This is a genomic window from Aeoliella mucimassa, from assembly GCF_007748035.1.
Classification (GTDB): Bacteria; Planctomycetota; Planctomycetia; order Pirellulales; family Lacipirellulaceae; genus Aeoliella; species Aeoliella mucimassa.
Genome location: NZ_CP036278.1, coordinates 4,630,101 through 4,645,745, shown reverse-complemented (window position 1 = coordinate 4,645,745; position 15,645 = coordinate 4,630,101). Strand labels below are relative to the sequence as shown.

The window sequence follows — 15,645 nt, the reverse complement described above, 5'->3', positions numbered from 1 at the left end:
AGGACCAGGGACACGAACGCTAGAGGACATGATGTCATCCGCAAACGAAAATCTGTCGGGCCCCATCATCATCGGTTTGGGCGAGGCGCTCTTCGACTGTTTTCCTGACCGCCAGCAGCTTGGCGGAGCCCCCGTGAACTTGGCCGTGCACGCAGGGGCGTTGGTTTCTCGGCTTGGTGGGCAGGGGCTGATCGCTACCGCGGTGGGCGACGATGCACTTGGCAAGACTTTTCTCTCGCTCATCGACGAGCATCAAGTCTCCGATGAACTGGTGCAGATCGATTCGCAACATCCCACGGGGCGCGTCGACGTGCAGGTCGATGGCGATGGTCAGCCGACCTATGAGTTTCAATCGGACGTCGCGTGGGATTACCTTGCGTTCACCGAAGCCTGGCAACAAGCGGCCAGCAGCGCGAGTGCGGTCTGTTTCGGCACGCTTGCACAACGCTGCGAAGCGAGTCAGAAGTCGATCAGGCAGTTTCTCACCACCGCAGAGCAGGCGTTCAAACTGTTCGACGTGAACCTGCGGCAAGATTTCTACTCGGCCGAAGTGCTCCGCGGGTCGTTCGAACTCGCCTCGGCGGCGAAGCTCAACAACGAGGAACTGCCCATCGTGCTGGAGTTGCTCGGGCTCGCTGGCAACGAAACTGAAAGCATGGATCGCGCCGCTCAGGCGTTGATCGAGACCTTTGATCTGGCCTGGGTCGCGGTGACGCGAGGCCGACAAGGTACCGCGTTGTACGCCGAAGGCGAGTGCTACACGTCCGAAGTGCCGCAGTTCGAGCGGCACCCGAACGCCGATAGCGTGGGGGCGGGCGATGCCTGTGGGGCGGGGCTGCTCGCTTCGCAGTTGCTCAGTTGGTCGTACGCCGACCGCGTGGCGCTGGCCAATCAAATGGGGGCGTTCGTCGCCTCGCAGCCGGGGGCGACTCCCCACCTGCCCGAGTCCGTGTTCGCCAAGCTCCAGTAGCCGAAACTCGCCGCGAGAGCTTATCGCTCCCCCCATCCAAAACTCTCGGCCAGCATGCCGATTCGCTGGCTCCGGAGCGTCTTTTCTGGCTGCGCAAACTTGCAGGGATGCGGAAAGCCGCTTTCCTTGGGCGATCCTGGCTAGTTCGAGATACCGAAAAACCGCGTGTTTTCCGCTTTTCAACTCATCGTGCGACGTAATAATTGCGAAAACAATATCGTGTATTATTATTCATGTAAACAGTGTCGCTGTTAGCTAGCAAGCGTTCATTTCCTTTTTCGTTCGGCAAGAATCCTCGTGAATACTCCCTCCAATCATCCTGCTGCTGAAACAACACCTGGGCCGCGGTGGACGTTTCTAACCAATCACGCCCACGTGCTTTTGGAATTGAAGACCCATCCCGATATGGTGCTTCGCGAGGTCGCGATTCGGGTCGGCATCACCGAGCGGGCGGTGCAGCGGATTGTGCAGGAGTTGGAGGAAGAGGGATTCCTCGAACGTCAACGCGTTGGTCGGCGTAACCAGTATCGAGTAATGCTCGACAAACACCTGCGGCATCCTATCGAATCGCATTGCACCATCGCGGAGCTACTGAGTCTGGTGGCAAATGATTCGAACAAGGTAAGCCAGAGCTAACTTTCACGCCAGTTGGCAACGTAATCGTTCAACCCATTGATCGCATCGACCATGACGTCTTTACTCGAAGCTTCACCCAAGACCAAGCTCTCCGCTACGCTCGTTCGCATCTGTCGCGAGTGTGGTGTCGACATCGAGTTGTTGCGGGCCGAGCAATTACTCAGCGAAGTGCAAACCGCCTGGCCGGGAGAGCCGCGTCAGATGTGGGGGAAGTGGCTCGTCGAGTGCTGCAACAGCCTTGCGCTACGCGCTCAGACTCTGGAAGTTACGACCGATCAAATCGCAGAACTCGCGACCGACGGAGCCAAGCTGGCGGGGGGATTTACCGACTCACATGGTCTGCAGGTGATCGTCGGAGGGAACAGCAAGGGTATTTATCTGGCCGAAGGCCCGTTCGAAGGTTCGCGATTCACGCCGAAGCCGCAGTTCGAGCAACTCGTGGACGAAGCGGGTGCGCATGGCGAAGTCGCCCATTGGGTGGTGGTCGAGCATCCCGAGCTATCCAATGTCGATAGCGCTCGCGAACTGAAGCATCGTCCGATTCGTCGGTTGCTCCGCATCGTGCGTCCGGAGTGGCCTGATATTTGGATGATTTTGGTGTTCGCCACCGTAGCGGGGGTGTTGAATCTGGCGACCCCTATTGGTGTCGAAGCACTCGTGAATACGGTTGCCTTTGGCCGGTTGCTACAACCAGTGCTGGTACTGGCAATCCTGCTGTTCGGCTTTCTCGCATTTGCCGCGATGATGAAGGCCATGCAGACCTACGTGGCCGAAATCATCCAACGGCGACTCTTCGCCCGCGTCGCAGCCGACTTGGCGTATCGCTTGCCGCGAGTCGAAGGAGCCACGCACGGCAAGTACTACGGGCCCGAGTTGGTCAATCGCTTCCTCGATGTCGTCACGCTGCAAAAAGTAGTTGCTAACTTGCTGCTTGATGGGGTGAGCATCGTGCTGGCTACCCTCGTCGGCATGGCGGTGCTTGCCTTCTATCATCCATGGCTTTTGGGCTTTGATTTCCTGCTGATCATCATCGTCGGCGTGGGGCTGGTAGTGCTCGGTCGCGGGGCGATTGCCTCCGGAATCGACGAGTCGAAACTCAAGTACAAACTAACCGCCTGGTTCGAGGACGTGATTCGCTGTCCTACCGGATTCAAGTCCGACGGAGGGGCCGAGTACGCGTTCGATCGAGCGAATCGTTTGACTTCGCAGTACCTGAAGATTCGGCAAGCGCACTTTAGCATTCTGTTCCGCCAAATCGTGTTCACCCTCGGATTGCAGGCGGTCGCAGGCACCATTCTGCTCGGCGTCGGTGGCTGGCTGGTGATTCAAGGGCAACTATCACTGGGGCAACTCGTCGCGGCCGAGCTGATTGTCACTACCATACTTTCTTCGCTCGCCAAGCTTGGAAAGCACCTCGAAGGATTCTACGACCTGGTGGCCGCAGTCGATAAGCTCGGTGTCCTGTTCGACCTGCCTGTCGAGCGTCACTCGGGCATCGTCGACACGCTGAACACCGAACATGGTTTGCCTGTTGCGTTTCACTCGGTGCGGGGCAACGCGGGCGACTTCCTCGTTCAGCACTCGCTAACGGGCAAGATAGCCGCCGGCGAGCGAGTCGCGATTCTTGGCGCAGCCGGCAGCGGCAAGTCGACTTTGGCACGCATGCTGTATGGACTCGAATCGCCAGCCGCTGGTCGGGTGGAGATCAAAGGGTGCGAACCTCGCGACCTGCGTCCCGACGTGCTTCGCTCGGTGGTCGCGGTGGCTGGTGAGGTCGAATTGTTCGAGGCCAGTATTCTTGAGAACCTACATCTCGGAAGGCCCGGCGTTACCGTTAACCAGGCACATAAGGTACTTGAGTCAACCGGGCTGCTCGAGAGTGTCTACAAGTTGCCCGATGGTCTGGAGACCCATCTGCTACCGAACGGGCGGCCCCTATCGTCGGTGCAGCAGAAGTTGCTCATGCTCGCTCGGGCGATCTCCGGAAATCCTCAACTGCTGATTGTCGATGGATTGCTCGACGCATTGCCCGACGAGCAACTCTCGCAGGCGATCGATCTGCTGCTATCGCCTGCGGCCAACTGGACCGTGGTGGTCATGACTAGCCGGCCCGAGATTGCAGCCCAGTTTGATCGTCGACTACAACTTCACGCCACGAAAGCGATTGCCTGATTTTCAGGGAGCCTACCATGAGTACTCTTGCTAATAAAGTCGCCAAGAAACGCGTGTTCAGCGACGCCGCCTACGACGAGCAGGCTTTTCCCGCTCTGCGACTAGCACGGGCTGCGCGGTTTGTCCGGCGTTTAGGCCGCGTGCTACTCACCATGATGTTCATTCTGATGGGCGTCATGTTGCTCGCACCCTGGCAGCAATCGATCCGCGGCAACGGCGAAGTGATCGCCTTCGACCCGTTCGAACGCCCGCAACCGGTGCAAGCTCCCATCAAGGGACGGATTGCCGAGCGTGGAGAAGGCGTGCAGGAGAATGCCTACGTGACCAAAGGGCAATTGCTCTTCCGCATCGAGGATCAGGATCCGTTGTACCTCTCGCGACTCGAACAACAGCTGGTCAACGCTCAAACCGAAGTGACCGTAGCGGAAGATCGCCTGGAACGCGCCCGGGAATTGCGCGACAACAATCTGCGGATCGTGGATGTTACCACCGAAGAGCTTTTGGCCATGCGAACTGCTCGCGATGAACTGGTGGAAGCGTACGATAACTTCGTCGATCAGTCCGTCAATAAACTCGAGGCCGAACGCAACAAGCTGGTGGCCGCCCAGGCCAAGCTGGCTCAGGCCGAGGCCGACTACAAACGGAAGACCGCCCTGTTTAACGATGGGATCGAATCGCAACTCAAGCAGCAGGAAGCCGAGCAGAAATACCGCGATGCGATGGCCTACGTGAAAGTGGCCGAGCAAGAGGTCGAGAACGCTACCAACGGGGTCGCTGGCAAGAAGAACGAACGCGAAGCCAAGCGACAAGAGTGGCAAGCCAAGATCAACAAGGTGCTCTCGCAACTCGAGAAGTCGCGGGCCGAAGTCGCCAAAGCCGAGATCGATATCAACAAGACCAATGAAGAAATCAATCAGAAGCGTTCGAAGCTTCTCGACCAGGAACGCAAGGTGGCCGTGCAACGCACGCAAGAAGTAGTCGCTCCGCGCGATGGATATATCATGAATCTCACGGTGTTTGATACAGCCTCGATCGTAAAGCCTGGCGATCAACTCTGTCGTATCGTACCACGGACCGAACAACCGGCAGTGCAGGTGTGGGTCGCGGGTAACGACGCGCCGCTCATCACGCCTGGACGCAAGGTGCGTTTGCAATTCGAAGGCTGGCCAGCAGTGCAGTTCTCGGGGTGGCCCTCGGTGGCCGTGGGAACCTTCGGTGGCGAGGTGGCCTTGGTTGATGCCACCGACGATGGAATGGGTAAGTTCCGTGTCGTTATTCTGCCTGATCCCGAGGATGAGCCGTGGCCCAAGTATCCCTATCTCCGTCAGGGGGTGCGAGCCAACGGGTGGGTGCTTCTCGATAAGGTGCCACTGGGCTATGAGGTTTGGCGTCGCATGAACGGATTCCCCCCTTCGCTAAAATCGAAGGAAGCCGCCGAAAAGCCGAAGGCCCCCAAGATCAAAATCTAGGGTAAGTGGCATGGCTATGTTCTTGCGTGGTGGCCGTTCGTCCCGCGGTTCTGAAGAAGTAGCCTGAATAGGAACTTTGCCAACGCTCCAGTCGTTCTGCTGGCGGCAAAGTGGCCAAAAATAATGGTTGAATCTCTGCCCCTACTTGGTCTAATAGTAGGTGTTCGGATGAACATGCTTTGCCTGTGAGGCTGGCGTGATTCCGCACCGTTATGTTCACTGGTTTTTTGTTGTGCCCCCACCCTGGAGGCAATTGAAATGAGTTACGTCGATAGCGATTGTCACAACTTCAGAACTGGAAAGGAGTTATTGCGATGGGCCGCGACGTAAGAATTGCCCCCACGAATCGATTTGGGGATTTTGGGGGCAAAATAAACGTGCGTGCGTGTCCCGTTTCGTGCCGGCTTGGAAGTTTACCGATTGGTCAAACTTTGGTGACTTTCGGGCATCTAGGCTACCGATAGTATCGGATAGGCCCTCTTTAACGATGGACTCGGGGACCGGCGTGCTAGCAGTGGGGCATTACACTTGAATCACCGTATCGAAAAGCTGACCTACATCGCGCTACTGCTGACACTAGCAGTCGGTTGCAGCAGCACGCGCAACTTGTTTGTGCCAAGTGTGTCGAAGTCGCTAGCAACCACATCTCAGCCAACTACCCTTCAAAAGACGCAAGGCAGCAACCCGGAGATACCCAACCAGTTGGTGACACCGGCTTCGCTGGTGGTCGACGAGTCGACCACCGACGGCGAGGATGTCGTGAACGCGGAACCGATTCCGGTCGCGTTGCCAGAACCGATGGAATTAGATTCGCAGGAGCCTGATTTGACGGTGGAAGAGCCCACCGAGCTGGAGTCGCCCGAAGTGGTGGAACTTGGTCCTCCAGCAGCGCCCGCAGCCATTGCGGTGATTCGCTCGGTTCGTAATCATTTCCCTTTGGTGCAACAAGCCGAAGCGAGTCGCGTGATCGCCTCGGGCGAGGCGCTGTCGGCCAGCGGGGCGTTCGATCATAAGCTCGACGGCTACAGCAATGCGCAGCCGATGGACTATTACGAGAACAACTGGCACAAGTGGGGAGTCAAACGCGATACGATGTGGGGCGGGCAAGTCGCCGCGGGTTACAAGCTCGGTCGCGGATCGTTTGAGCCGTGGTACAAGGAACGGGAAACAAACGACCTCGGCGAGTTTGGTGTTTCGCTCACCGCTCCGATCGGTCGCGACTGGGCGATCGACGCGAATCGGGCCGAGCTATGGCGAGCCCAGCTCGAACGCAACCGCGTAGAGCCTTTTATTCAGGCCCAGCTGCTAATGGCCATTCGCGACGGCATGCACTCCTACTGGACTTGGATCGCAGCCGGAGAAAACCTTCGCATTGCCGAGGATGTGTTGCAGCTCGGTATCGACCGAGCGAAATACTTGAAGCGTCAGGTTGAAGAAGGCGAGAAGGCGGAAATCGATATCGTCGACAATCGCCGTATTATTGTGTCGCGGGAGTCGAAAGTCACGCTCGCCCGCCGAAAGCTCGCCCAGGCTGGGTACAAGCTGTCGCTATTCCTGCGTGATAGCAGCGGCACGCCGGTGGTGTACGATGACCCGGCGCTGCGGCTAGGGTTCCCAAAAGTCGACACACCTAATGAGCTAACCTTTGATGCCGATGTGCAGATGGCCCAGGACAACCGCCCTGAACTGCAGGAGTTGCAAGTGGTGCGTCGGCAGTTGTCGGTCGCCTACCAGCAAGCACTCAACGAAACGCGAGCCGACATCGACGCCGGCGTGTTCGTGGGGCAGGACATCGGAGCGGCCACCAAGTCGCGAGATAAGTCGGAGACGGAACTCGAAGCCACGCTCACGGTTTCCGTTCCCCTCGAGCGCCGCAAGGCTCTGGGAAAAGTGCGGCAACTGCGCGGCAAGTTCGCTCAATTCCGTTCGAAGCTGCAGTTTGCAGAAGAGAAAATCGCCACCGAGGTGCAAATCGCCCGGGCAGCACTGGTCGCTGCGGCCGAACGGGTGGAGCAGAATAGTGAAGCCTTGGAGCTGGCAGCAAGAATGCGAGAGGCGGAACAGCGCCTTTACGAAGAAGGGCAGAGCACCCTATTCAATCTGAACCTGCGAGAGCAGCAGCAAGCCGAAGCGGCCGGCGGACTCGTGGAGTCGCAATTAGAGTTCTTTACAGCCCTGGCCGATTACACAGCCGCATTAGGTCTCGATGGAACAGACCTGGAGTTCATCTACGCCGCGGATGAGCAAGCAGCTGAAGAAGAGCCATAACCGAAGGGAGGTACTATCGAACGATAGAACACTAGGTCGTGTTGACATTCATGCCAAGCTGATCATGAGTGACGCCAGGCAGAGGAATCCATCGTAGTTTCGATCAGTTTTATCGTATCGTGTAGCGACCCTACGGTAGTGTTTTAACCGGTTGAAGAACCGCTCCACGACATTTCGGAGTTTATAGCGTGTGCGATCGTACCTTTTCTGTCGAAACCCACGGCGAGTCGGAATCACCGGCTTCGCGCCTTGGCGACGAATCTGATCGCGAAACCAATGGCAATCATACCCTTTGTCGGCGACGACGTATTCGGGAGTTAGTCCTTCCAGCAGCGTTTCTGCTTGGTGCATGTCGTGTCGGTTGCCACCCGTCAAAGTCAGACGAACCGGGCGGCCATCGCCCGTTACCGCGGCGTGGACTTTCGTTCCCCAACCTCCGCGCGAGCGGCCCATGGCTTCGCCACCGAGCCCCCTTTTACGCCCGCTGCGTGTTGATGGGCTCGGACCGTTGTCGAGTCGAGTAGCAAGTGCTCCAAGTCGGGCTCTTCGCCCAGAGTCTCCAAGACTTGCCGCCAGACGCCACGCTTGCACCATCGATTGAAACGCTGAAATACCGAATTCCAAGGGCCAAAGCGAGTGGGAAGATCGCGCCACGGCGCGCCTGTGCGGGCGATCCACAACACCGCGTTCACGAACCGACGATTGCTCGCCGCGGTTCGACCGGGATCGCCGGATTTGCCAGGCAAATGGCCTCGAATCTTCAACCATTGTTCGTCTGTCAGTTCGTGCCGTCGCATCTATTCGCTCCTCCATGAGCAGGTAGGGGACGACACCGTGATACCATTTCGACAAAATCTACGCTACATAAATGTCAACACGACCTAGTCTGCCGTCTCTGGTTGAAAGAGATAGCCAGCAGCTAGGCGTTACGACTCTGAACGATCAGAGTTTCTGCCAGCAATTTAGGATCGAGCGGTTTCAGGAACCAACCGTTCAAGCGATGCTGTTCCTGGTCGAGTCCCGCCTCGCTAGCCGAGCGTCCACTCGTGACATAGATCTGCATTTCGTCGAAGCGTTGCTTGGAACGCAAGTGCTTGATGAGCGTCCGCCCATCGCATCTCGGCATGAGCATATCGACTAGCATGAGATCGGGAGCAGTTTCGCGTTCCAGGTACTCAATGGCCTCGGTGCCGTCGGCCGCCGTGGCGACCGTTTGACCGCTGATACGAAGAAAACCGGCAAGTAGCTCACGTTCGTTGGCGTTGTCTTCCACCAGCAGCATCCGCGAACCATTCGCAGGCTGGATGGCTTGTGGGGGCGGTTCCGACTTGCCTGAAGTTAAAGAGTCGTGAGCAGCAAACTGCTTGAGTTTATCGATGATTGTTTCGAAAGCCAGATTCGCATCCAATTGTTTCGCCGAAGAGTCCTTCGCCGCCAGGCAGGCTTCCTGCTTGGTCTGATAGACATGGAGCATCAGCATGACTTCGTTGAGTGCATTTCGCATCTCATGCCGCAGCTCCTGGGGGATGCGAAAAACAGTTTGCTTGCTTCCGGCACCTTTCTTGTGGTCCTTTAATTCGTCCCGCAATACACGCACTTCGAGAGGAGCATGCACCCCCAGACGCACTCGAGAGCCACGGATGTCGATCACTTGGACAGAAATGCCCAGGTCAGGAAACCTGATCTTCTCGTCCTTTTGTCGCGAGAGAATAAGCATGGCCTTCTCCATGTCGATGCAGCTGAATGGAATACCTACCCGGAAAGTCGGCTCAACGCTCTTAGCTGTGAAAGGACGATGACGAACCAACAAAGTATATGCCGGGAGGCTTACTCTTCCGTGCTCAAGCCGTTTGCCGCATCCTGCGGAACGGCGACCACCGACTTAAGGAGATACATAGGCAATGATCGACTATGGAGCTAACTACAATCGATCTCGCAAATATAGTCAATACCGTTTTTCGGGTTGCCGAAAATCTTGGTCGGAGTTTCTGTGTGGGCAGTTTAAGTATATTGCGTTAGGTGGGACGACCACCGAGGATTCGCGTTAATAAATCAGGATCAACTGGTTTGACAAGATGTTCGTCAAAACCCGCAGAAAGTGCATTCGTGCGATCGGCTGGCTGACCATAGCCTGTAAGTGCGACGAGGAAAGGTTGGTGATGAGAAGAGTCGGCGCGAAGCCGTTTGGCGACATCATAACCGCTTAAACCAGGGAGTCCGATATCAATGATGGCTGCTTCGGGTTGGTTCTGCTTAATTAGTTCGAGTCCCTGTTCGCCGTTGGGGGCAGTGGAGACTTCGAAGCCCGCGTCTTCGAGTAGAAAAGCCAGCATACGACTGGCATCTACGCTGTCTTCCACAAGTACAATCTTCTGGATACCAGCGTTGGTTGGTGGTTCGCATTCGTTGACTTCCGCTGATTCATCGGGTTCACACGTCGGTAAGCGAAACGAGAATACACTGCCTTTGCCCTCGCCATCGCTAGTAACAGCAACACTCCCACCATGCAAGCCAACCAGTGATTTTACTAATGTCAAACCAACCCCGAGCCCACCATCCGCCCGATCCAAGGTGCGATCCGCTTGTTCAAATAGTTCAAACACTTTCTCGAGATGTTCCTTGGCAATTCCCACCCCATGATCTCTGACACTCACGATCACCTCGTTGTCCTCGGTCTCCATACTCAGGTCAATGAAGGAATCATAAGGGGAGTATTTCGAGGCATTCGTCAATAGATTGGTGATCACTTGCAGGATGCGAGGTTCACTACCATGAATCCACACCGAGGAAGTCGGCAAGTGCGTGTGGATCTGCTGCCTTCGCTTTTGATAGCGAGTCGTTACCGCTTCGACGGCCACTTTTACTGCATGCTGCAATTCGAAAGGATGTTTTTGAAGTTGGATTTTTCCCTGGCTAACGCGCGATACGTCGAGCAAGTCGTCGAGCAACGTCGACATGTGGGTCGACTGCCTTTGAATGACTTTTGCCGCATGCTCATTGGAAGAGTCATCGTTGCTAGAACAGAGCACATGCGTGGCGTTTAATATGGTAGAAAGGGGGTTGCGAAGTTCGTGCGACAACATGGCCAGGAAACGATCTCGCTGCTTGACGGACTGTTCCAGTTCTTCGAGTGCCTGACGCAAAGAAGTGATGTCGACCAGCGTGAGCAATACGCTGCGCCGCGTGGTGGTGACATCCTCCGGATCGAGATAAGGGAGTATCCGCAGCAGGAACCAGCCGTTGTCGCGAATGCGGACTTCTTGTTCAAAGGGTTCGCCGGTGCAAATCACATGCTCAATGCGATCCGCCAACTCGGCAACTTCAATTGAGTGACTGAACGTATCGATACGACGACCTACATCTTGCGGCAGAAAACTAAACGTATCGGCAACTTTCGGTGTAAATTTGCGAATGCGCATTTCGGAATCAAGAAACACCGTATGCACTTCGGTGCTGTGCAGCAGGTTGTCCATGTCGCGTGTGAGTTCGGAGAGCTCGGTGATTTTCGACTGGTGTTCTGCGTTTACCGTATACAGTTCCTCGTTCACCGAATGGAGTTCTTCGTTAGTGCTCTGCAGTTCTTCGTTCGAAGCGACCAGTTCTTCATTGGCTGCTTGCAGTTCTTCGTTGCTGGATTCGAGTTCCTCAATGGTCGCTTGAAGGTTTTCCTTGGTGAATCGAAGTTCTGTTTCCAGGGCGAGCACTTGTTCGGCCGAAAGGTTGTCGGAACGAAGTGTTGCAGGAGAGGGGGAGTGTTGTGCTGCATGAGAAGGCTGGAATTGAACGAGTACTCCATGCACGCCACGCCGATTGTCGCGGATCGGCAAAGCTGAGATGTCGAGCAATTCCTGGGAGTCACTCTGATCTACCGCAACTCCAGTGTAGGTAACTTGGGATTCACTGTTCAAAGCCTTTCGCACTGCCGCGGCGACCGAGATGCGAAGGTCGCCGACGAGTCGCTGATAAACGTCAATCGTCGTTCGCCCATGCTCTGTTTGAAGGTACTTGCCAGCGTCGCCAAAAGTATGAAGCAACGAACCTTCCTCCGAAATCAACAGGGAGGGGGGCATTACTGATTCGAGTAGCACATCGTACGTGCTTAGTAGCAAGGGGTCGTTGAATGGAGTTGTTTTGTTGCTGACAGACGGTAGTCCGTTTGGTTGCGTGCTTCGATTCGGTGTCATGGACCGCCAGCGTTTGTCGGCGGCGATACGTACATCCCGTTTTTTCTCGTAGAGCTTCCAATGCGTATCGAGTGTTTCGAATTCATCGGACAATTCGCTCGTAGATTCACTAGCCCCCAAAAACAGAAGTCCGTTGGTGCGAAGCCCAAAGTGAAATAAAGAAAGTATTTTGGTTTGTATATGAGGCTGCAAATAGATCAGTAAGTTGCGACAAGAGATGAGATCGATCTTGGTGAAAGGAGGGTCCTTAGTGAGATTGTGACGCGCGAAGACTATAGACTCGCGAAGTTCGGGGCTAACGCGAAATCCTCGTGCGTCGCGGCGGAAGTAAAGTTCAATCCGCGAAGGGATTACCTCCGATAGAGATTCTTCTGAATAGATTCCAGCACTGGCTGTATCGAGGAACTCTTGGTTCACATCGGTGGCAAATAGACGAATACGAACTTGCTTTTCGTAGAGCGCCAGTTGCTCTTTGAATAGTATGGCCAGAGAGTACGCTTCCTCGCCAGTCGCGCAGCCGGCAACCCAAACTCTTACTTCGCTATTCTCTTCGGCATTGTCGATGAGCGAGCGTATGCCCTTGGTAGCCAGTTGTTCGTACGCATGTCGATCGCGAAAGAAAGTAGTGACCCCTATCAATAGGTCGCGATAGAGCAATTCAAGCTCATCGGGATGAGAGTCGATATGGGCAATGTAATCGGCAATGTGAGTGAGTTCCTGCATTAGCATCCGCCGCTCGACACGACGAACTACTGTGCTTAGTTTGTAATAGCCAAAATCGAGCCCGTAAGCGTCTCGCAAACGAGTGAGGATATGCTGCAGGTTCGGCTGCTCCGAAGTTGCAGCGTGCAACGAGTCGGTAATGTCGGCGATGGGAGGGTCGGCAGCGTACTGCTCGATCGCTAGAGGGATATCCTCAGGAGCTAGGGCAAAGTCGACCACGCCCGTTTCGATCGCACTACGAGGCATGCCAAAGAACTTGGCCGTTTCTTCATTCTGAGCGATGACAAGTCCGCCAGCGGTATGGATATCGACGACTCCCCGTGAGCCATCCGAGCCAGTGCCAGAGAGGACAACGGCGATCGATCGCCCGCCTAGGTCCTGAGCAAGTGAACGGAAAAAGTGATCGATCGGTAGTGAAAAAGGAGCTTGTGGATCTCGTTCCTTCAGTAGTAAGCAACTTTCGACGACGACAATTTCCGACTTGGGAGGCATTAAGTAGATAATGTTTGCTGCGAGTCGCATTCCACTTTCGGCTTCTAGTACCGGTAAGGAAGTCCAACGAGAAAGCACTTCTCTCATCAGACTGTTGAAGTCTGGAGACAGGTGTTGCACGACGACAAACGACATGCCTGTGTTGATTGGCATGTTTTGAAAAATTCCTTGGATGGCTTCGAGACCTCCCGCGGAAGCTCCGATGCCAACCACATGGGTTGGTTCGGGCATTTGTCGATCACCTTCCGTCATGGATCGGGCTCCTTTGTCCATTGGGAGTGTTCGACTTGCGAGTTAGGTTTACGAAAAGAGTCGATTCATTCAGATGTGCGATCACAAGATGAATCGTTGGAAGCGATGCGTACTGCTCAGCGTGCTATCCGATTTGTGAGTTAAAACTCAAGAGAATAAAGCCATTACACGACCCCACAAATATCTCGCCGTCGTGACTGGTGCTAGCAAGCTACGAAGATGGTACTCGGGATCGACTCGCGTAGCTATAGCGAGACGCAAAGGTTTTTAAGATCGCAATCGGAAGCAAAGCCCGATGAATCGCACACCTGGCAGCTGTCTGTTTGCGTGAACTTAACACCTTCGCGAAGGATCAGCAGTGTCTTCGTTTCAGGTTGTCAGTGTTATTGAGAAGAGCGGAAAGCAACAGCGTGATGCATAACAGAGTAGCTAGGGAGTATCGCTGCTTGGGCGAGTTACTGGGTTCTCGAGCAATGTCAGTCGCTTGTTTGTAGCGTCGAGTTCGGCCAACACTCCCATGGGAATCGTGCCATTGTTACGTTGGTGGCCTGCAGGAAAGTTCATGAGCACCGGGTAGTCGGCGTCGGAGAAGAAATCGTGAAACACGTCGTCGATCGAAATCTCCTCGCCATCGGTATCTTCGTTTTTGCGACGGGTAAACGAGCCGAGAACCACGCCGGCAAGATCGTCGAGTTTACCGGCCGATTTCAGCGTTTGCAGCATGCGATCCACCCGGTAGGGGGCTTCGCCGACGTCTTCGAGAAACAGAATGCGACCTTTGGTTTCGACCTCGTATGGAGTCCCCATCAACGCATGCACGAGCGACAAGTTGCCACCAATGACTCGACCGGTTCCTTTGCCCGTTACCAAAATAGTGGGAGCAGGGACTTCGGGGTGACCGGAGGTTACCTCGATCGCGTAGCCTTTCGACCACATGTTGGGATCCTCTGGCACGCTGTATTTCTCAGCAAGCAGCGCCCGCCAGAAGTAATGATCGGCAAAAGGAGCAAGCTTTTCCGGCGAACCCAAACCCCATTCGGGTACTGGGCTATGGAAGGTCACGAGGCCGGTTCGCTGATGGATGGCGATGTGCAGGGCGGTGATATCGGAAAAGCCGATCATGATTTTTGGATGTTTACCAATCTCCTCAAAATCAAGCAGGTCGAGAATTCGAGTGGTGCCGTAGCCACCGGTGCCGGGAAAGATGGCATCGATTTCCGGATCGGTGAACGCGTCCATCAATTCCTCCGCACGGCGCTGGTCGCTACCTGCCAGGTAGTCGTTCGCTCGGAACACCTCGTCGGGCATGCGAACCTTGAAGCCAAGCTCGGTGAGTCGCTGTTTTGCGCGAACCAGTCGCTCACGGTCCAAGGGGCTTGCGGGGGCGACGATGGCAATTGTATCGCCCGGTTGCAGTGCCTTCGCGAACTGGATCGGCTGCTCAGCGCGAACGCTTAGAGCGAGACTTGCAAGCACCAAGGTCGTAACCAGGAGAGTCGTCAGTAATCGGTTCATAACGTTCTAAAGTGGGGCGGTGCAAGTTGGGTTAGCTGCTTACTAGTGGCACGTCGGGTCGATTGGGAATCATCAGCCCCGCGGTTTCAGAGAGTTCGACACGTGTGCCGAGTGGTACTGGCAGATTGCAGCGAATATGGCCAACCGGATAGTTCGCCAGCACTGGGATGCCGAGGGGGGCGAAGCACTCTTCGAACAGTTCACTCAGTCTCTCGTCGTCGATCGGTTCTTCGTTTGGATTCGCGGTGAATTGACCAAGCACCACGCCGGCTAGTTCGGAAAAGAGCCCAGCAAGTCGACACTGTGACAGCAACCGATCGATACGATACGCCTCCTCGCCAACATCCTCTAGCAGCAAGATGGCTCCTGAAGTGTTGGGAAGATACGGAGTGCCGATCAAACCGGTGAACACTGCTAGGTTGCCACCGACCAAGGGGCCAGATGCGCTACCGGAGTGCATGAAGTGCGGCCGTGGCATTTCGGCGGCCATCGGTGGAGTGGTGCAGGGCTCGCCCATCAGGGCGTTCCAGTAGTAGCTGGCCACCCATTCATCGAGGCCGTCGACGTGCCCGATTCCATCTTGAAGGTTTGGCCCATGAATGGTCGCAACCCCTGCATGGCGGTTGATCGAAGTATGCAAAGCGGTGATATCGCTAAAACCACAAAGCAGCTTGGGAGTATTGGCCAATGCTCCGAGGTCGAGATGTTCGAGAATGCGAACGACGCCATATCCCCCACGAACAGGAAGAATGGCTTTGGTCTCGGGATCGTGGATGGCCGCGTTGAACTCGGCCGCGCGATCCCGATCAGTGCCCGCCAGGTATTTGTAGCGACTCGTAAGGTCGCGATATGTTTTCGTGCGCAGCCCGCGTGCATGCAGTATCGCCACAGCACGCTCCAGGGCGTCCGGATTGATTGGGCCTGCGGGAGCGATAATGCTGATCGCGTCACCGGCAGATAGCAC

At 55.6% G+C, this 15,645-nt stretch carries 9 protein-coding genes and 1 pseudogene; 5 read left to right on the top strand and 5 right to left on the bottom strand.

Going from position 1 to position 15,645, the window contains the following annotated elements:
* Positions 1–28 precede the first annotated feature (28 nt).
* The 5 genes from Pan181_RS18240 (at position 29) to Pan181_RS18220 (ending at position 7,515) form a co-directional block, all read left to right on the top strand.
* Positions 29–970: a PfkB family carbohydrate kinase gene (locus tag Pan181_RS18240; protein ID WP_145248862.1), complete on the top strand. Its 942-nt coding sequence runs from the start codon at positions 29–31 to the stop codon at positions 968–970.
* 297 nt (positions 971–1,267) lie between these two features.
* Positions 1,268–1,606 carry a helix-turn-helix transcriptional regulator gene (locus Pan181_RS18235; protein ID WP_231943634.1) on the top strand — a complete coding sequence of 113 codons (339 nt, stop codon included), beginning with the start codon at positions 1,268–1,270 and terminating at the stop codon, positions 1,604–1,606.
* A 51-nt stretch (positions 1,607–1,657) separates the two neighbouring features.
* The gene (locus tag Pan181_RS18230) at positions 1,658–3,778 is read left to right on the top strand and encodes a peptidase domain-containing ABC transporter (protein ID WP_145248860.1); all 2,121 of its coding nucleotides are present in this window, start codon (positions 1,658–1,660) and stop codon (positions 3,776–3,778) included.
* 17 nt (positions 3,779–3,795) lie between these two features.
* Positions 3,796–5,247 carry an HlyD family secretion protein gene (locus tag Pan181_RS18225; RefSeq protein WP_145248858.1) on the top strand — a complete coding sequence of 484 codons (1,452 nt, stop codon included), beginning with the start codon at positions 3,796–3,798 and terminating at the stop codon, positions 5,245–5,247.
* Positions 5,248–5,775: 528 nt separating this feature from the next.
* Entirely contained in the window at positions 5,776–7,515 is a 1,740-nt protein-coding gene (locus Pan181_RS18220) for a TolC family protein (protein WP_145248856.1), read from the top strand.
* Positions 7,516–7,563: 48 nt separating this feature from the next.
* Here the strand turns inward: Pan181_RS18220 and Pan181_RS18215 are convergent.
* The 5 genes and pseudogenes from Pan181_RS18215 to Pan181_RS18195 all read right to left on the bottom strand — a co-directional run bounded on the left by Pan181_RS18215 (position 7,564) and on the right by Pan181_RS18195 (position 15,645).
* Positions 7,564–8,312, bottom strand: a pseudogene (locus Pan181_RS18215) (IS5 family transposase).
* 122 nt (positions 8,313–8,434) lie between these two features.
* Positions 8,435–9,232 carry a response regulator gene (locus Pan181_RS18210; protein ID WP_197528489.1) on the bottom strand — a complete coding sequence of 266 codons (798 nt, stop codon included), beginning with the start codon at positions 9,230–9,232 and terminating at the stop codon, positions 8,435–8,437.
* A gap of 298 nt (positions 9,233–9,530) precedes the next feature.
* Entirely contained in the window at positions 9,531–13,166 is a 3,636-nt protein-coding gene (locus tag Pan181_RS18205) for a chemotaxis protein CheB (protein WP_197528488.1), read from the bottom strand.
* A 429-nt stretch (positions 13,167–13,595) separates the two neighbouring features.
* Complete coding sequence (locus Pan181_RS18200; RefSeq protein ID WP_145248850.1) at positions 13,596–14,681, bottom strand: S66 peptidase family protein; 1,086 nt, start codon at positions 14,679–14,681, stop codon at positions 13,596–13,598.
* 31 nt (positions 14,682–14,712) lie between these two features.
* Positions 14,713–15,645: a S66 peptidase family protein gene (locus Pan181_RS18195; RefSeq protein ID WP_197528487.1), complete on the bottom strand. Its 933-nt coding sequence runs from the start codon at positions 15,643–15,645 to the stop codon at positions 14,713–14,715.

Bases quoted from the DNA above. Each gene is read 5' to 3' on its own strand.
- Pan181_RS18240 (WP_145248862.1), top strand. From the start codon at position 29: ATGATGTCATCCGCAAACGAAAATCTGTCGGGCCCCATCATCATCGGT.
- Pan181_RS18230 (WP_145248860.1), top strand. From the start codon at position 1,658: ATGACGTCTTTACTCGAAGCTTCACCCAAGACCAAGCTCTCCGCTACG.
- Pan181_RS18225 (WP_145248858.1), top strand. From the start codon at position 3,796: ATGAGTACTCTTGCTAATAAAGTCGCCAAGAAACGCGTGTTCAGCGAC.
- Pan181_RS18210 (WP_197528489.1), bottom strand. From the start codon at position 9,232: ATGCTTATTCTCTCGCGACAAAAGGACGAGAAGATCAGGTTTCCTGAC.
- Pan181_RS18205 (WP_197528488.1), bottom strand. From the start codon at position 13,166: ATGACGGAAGGTGATCGACAAATGCCCGAACCAACCCATGTGGTTGGC.
- Pan181_RS18200 (WP_145248850.1), bottom strand. From the start codon at position 14,681: ATGAACCGATTACTGACGACTCTCCTGGTTACGACCTTGGTGCTTGCA.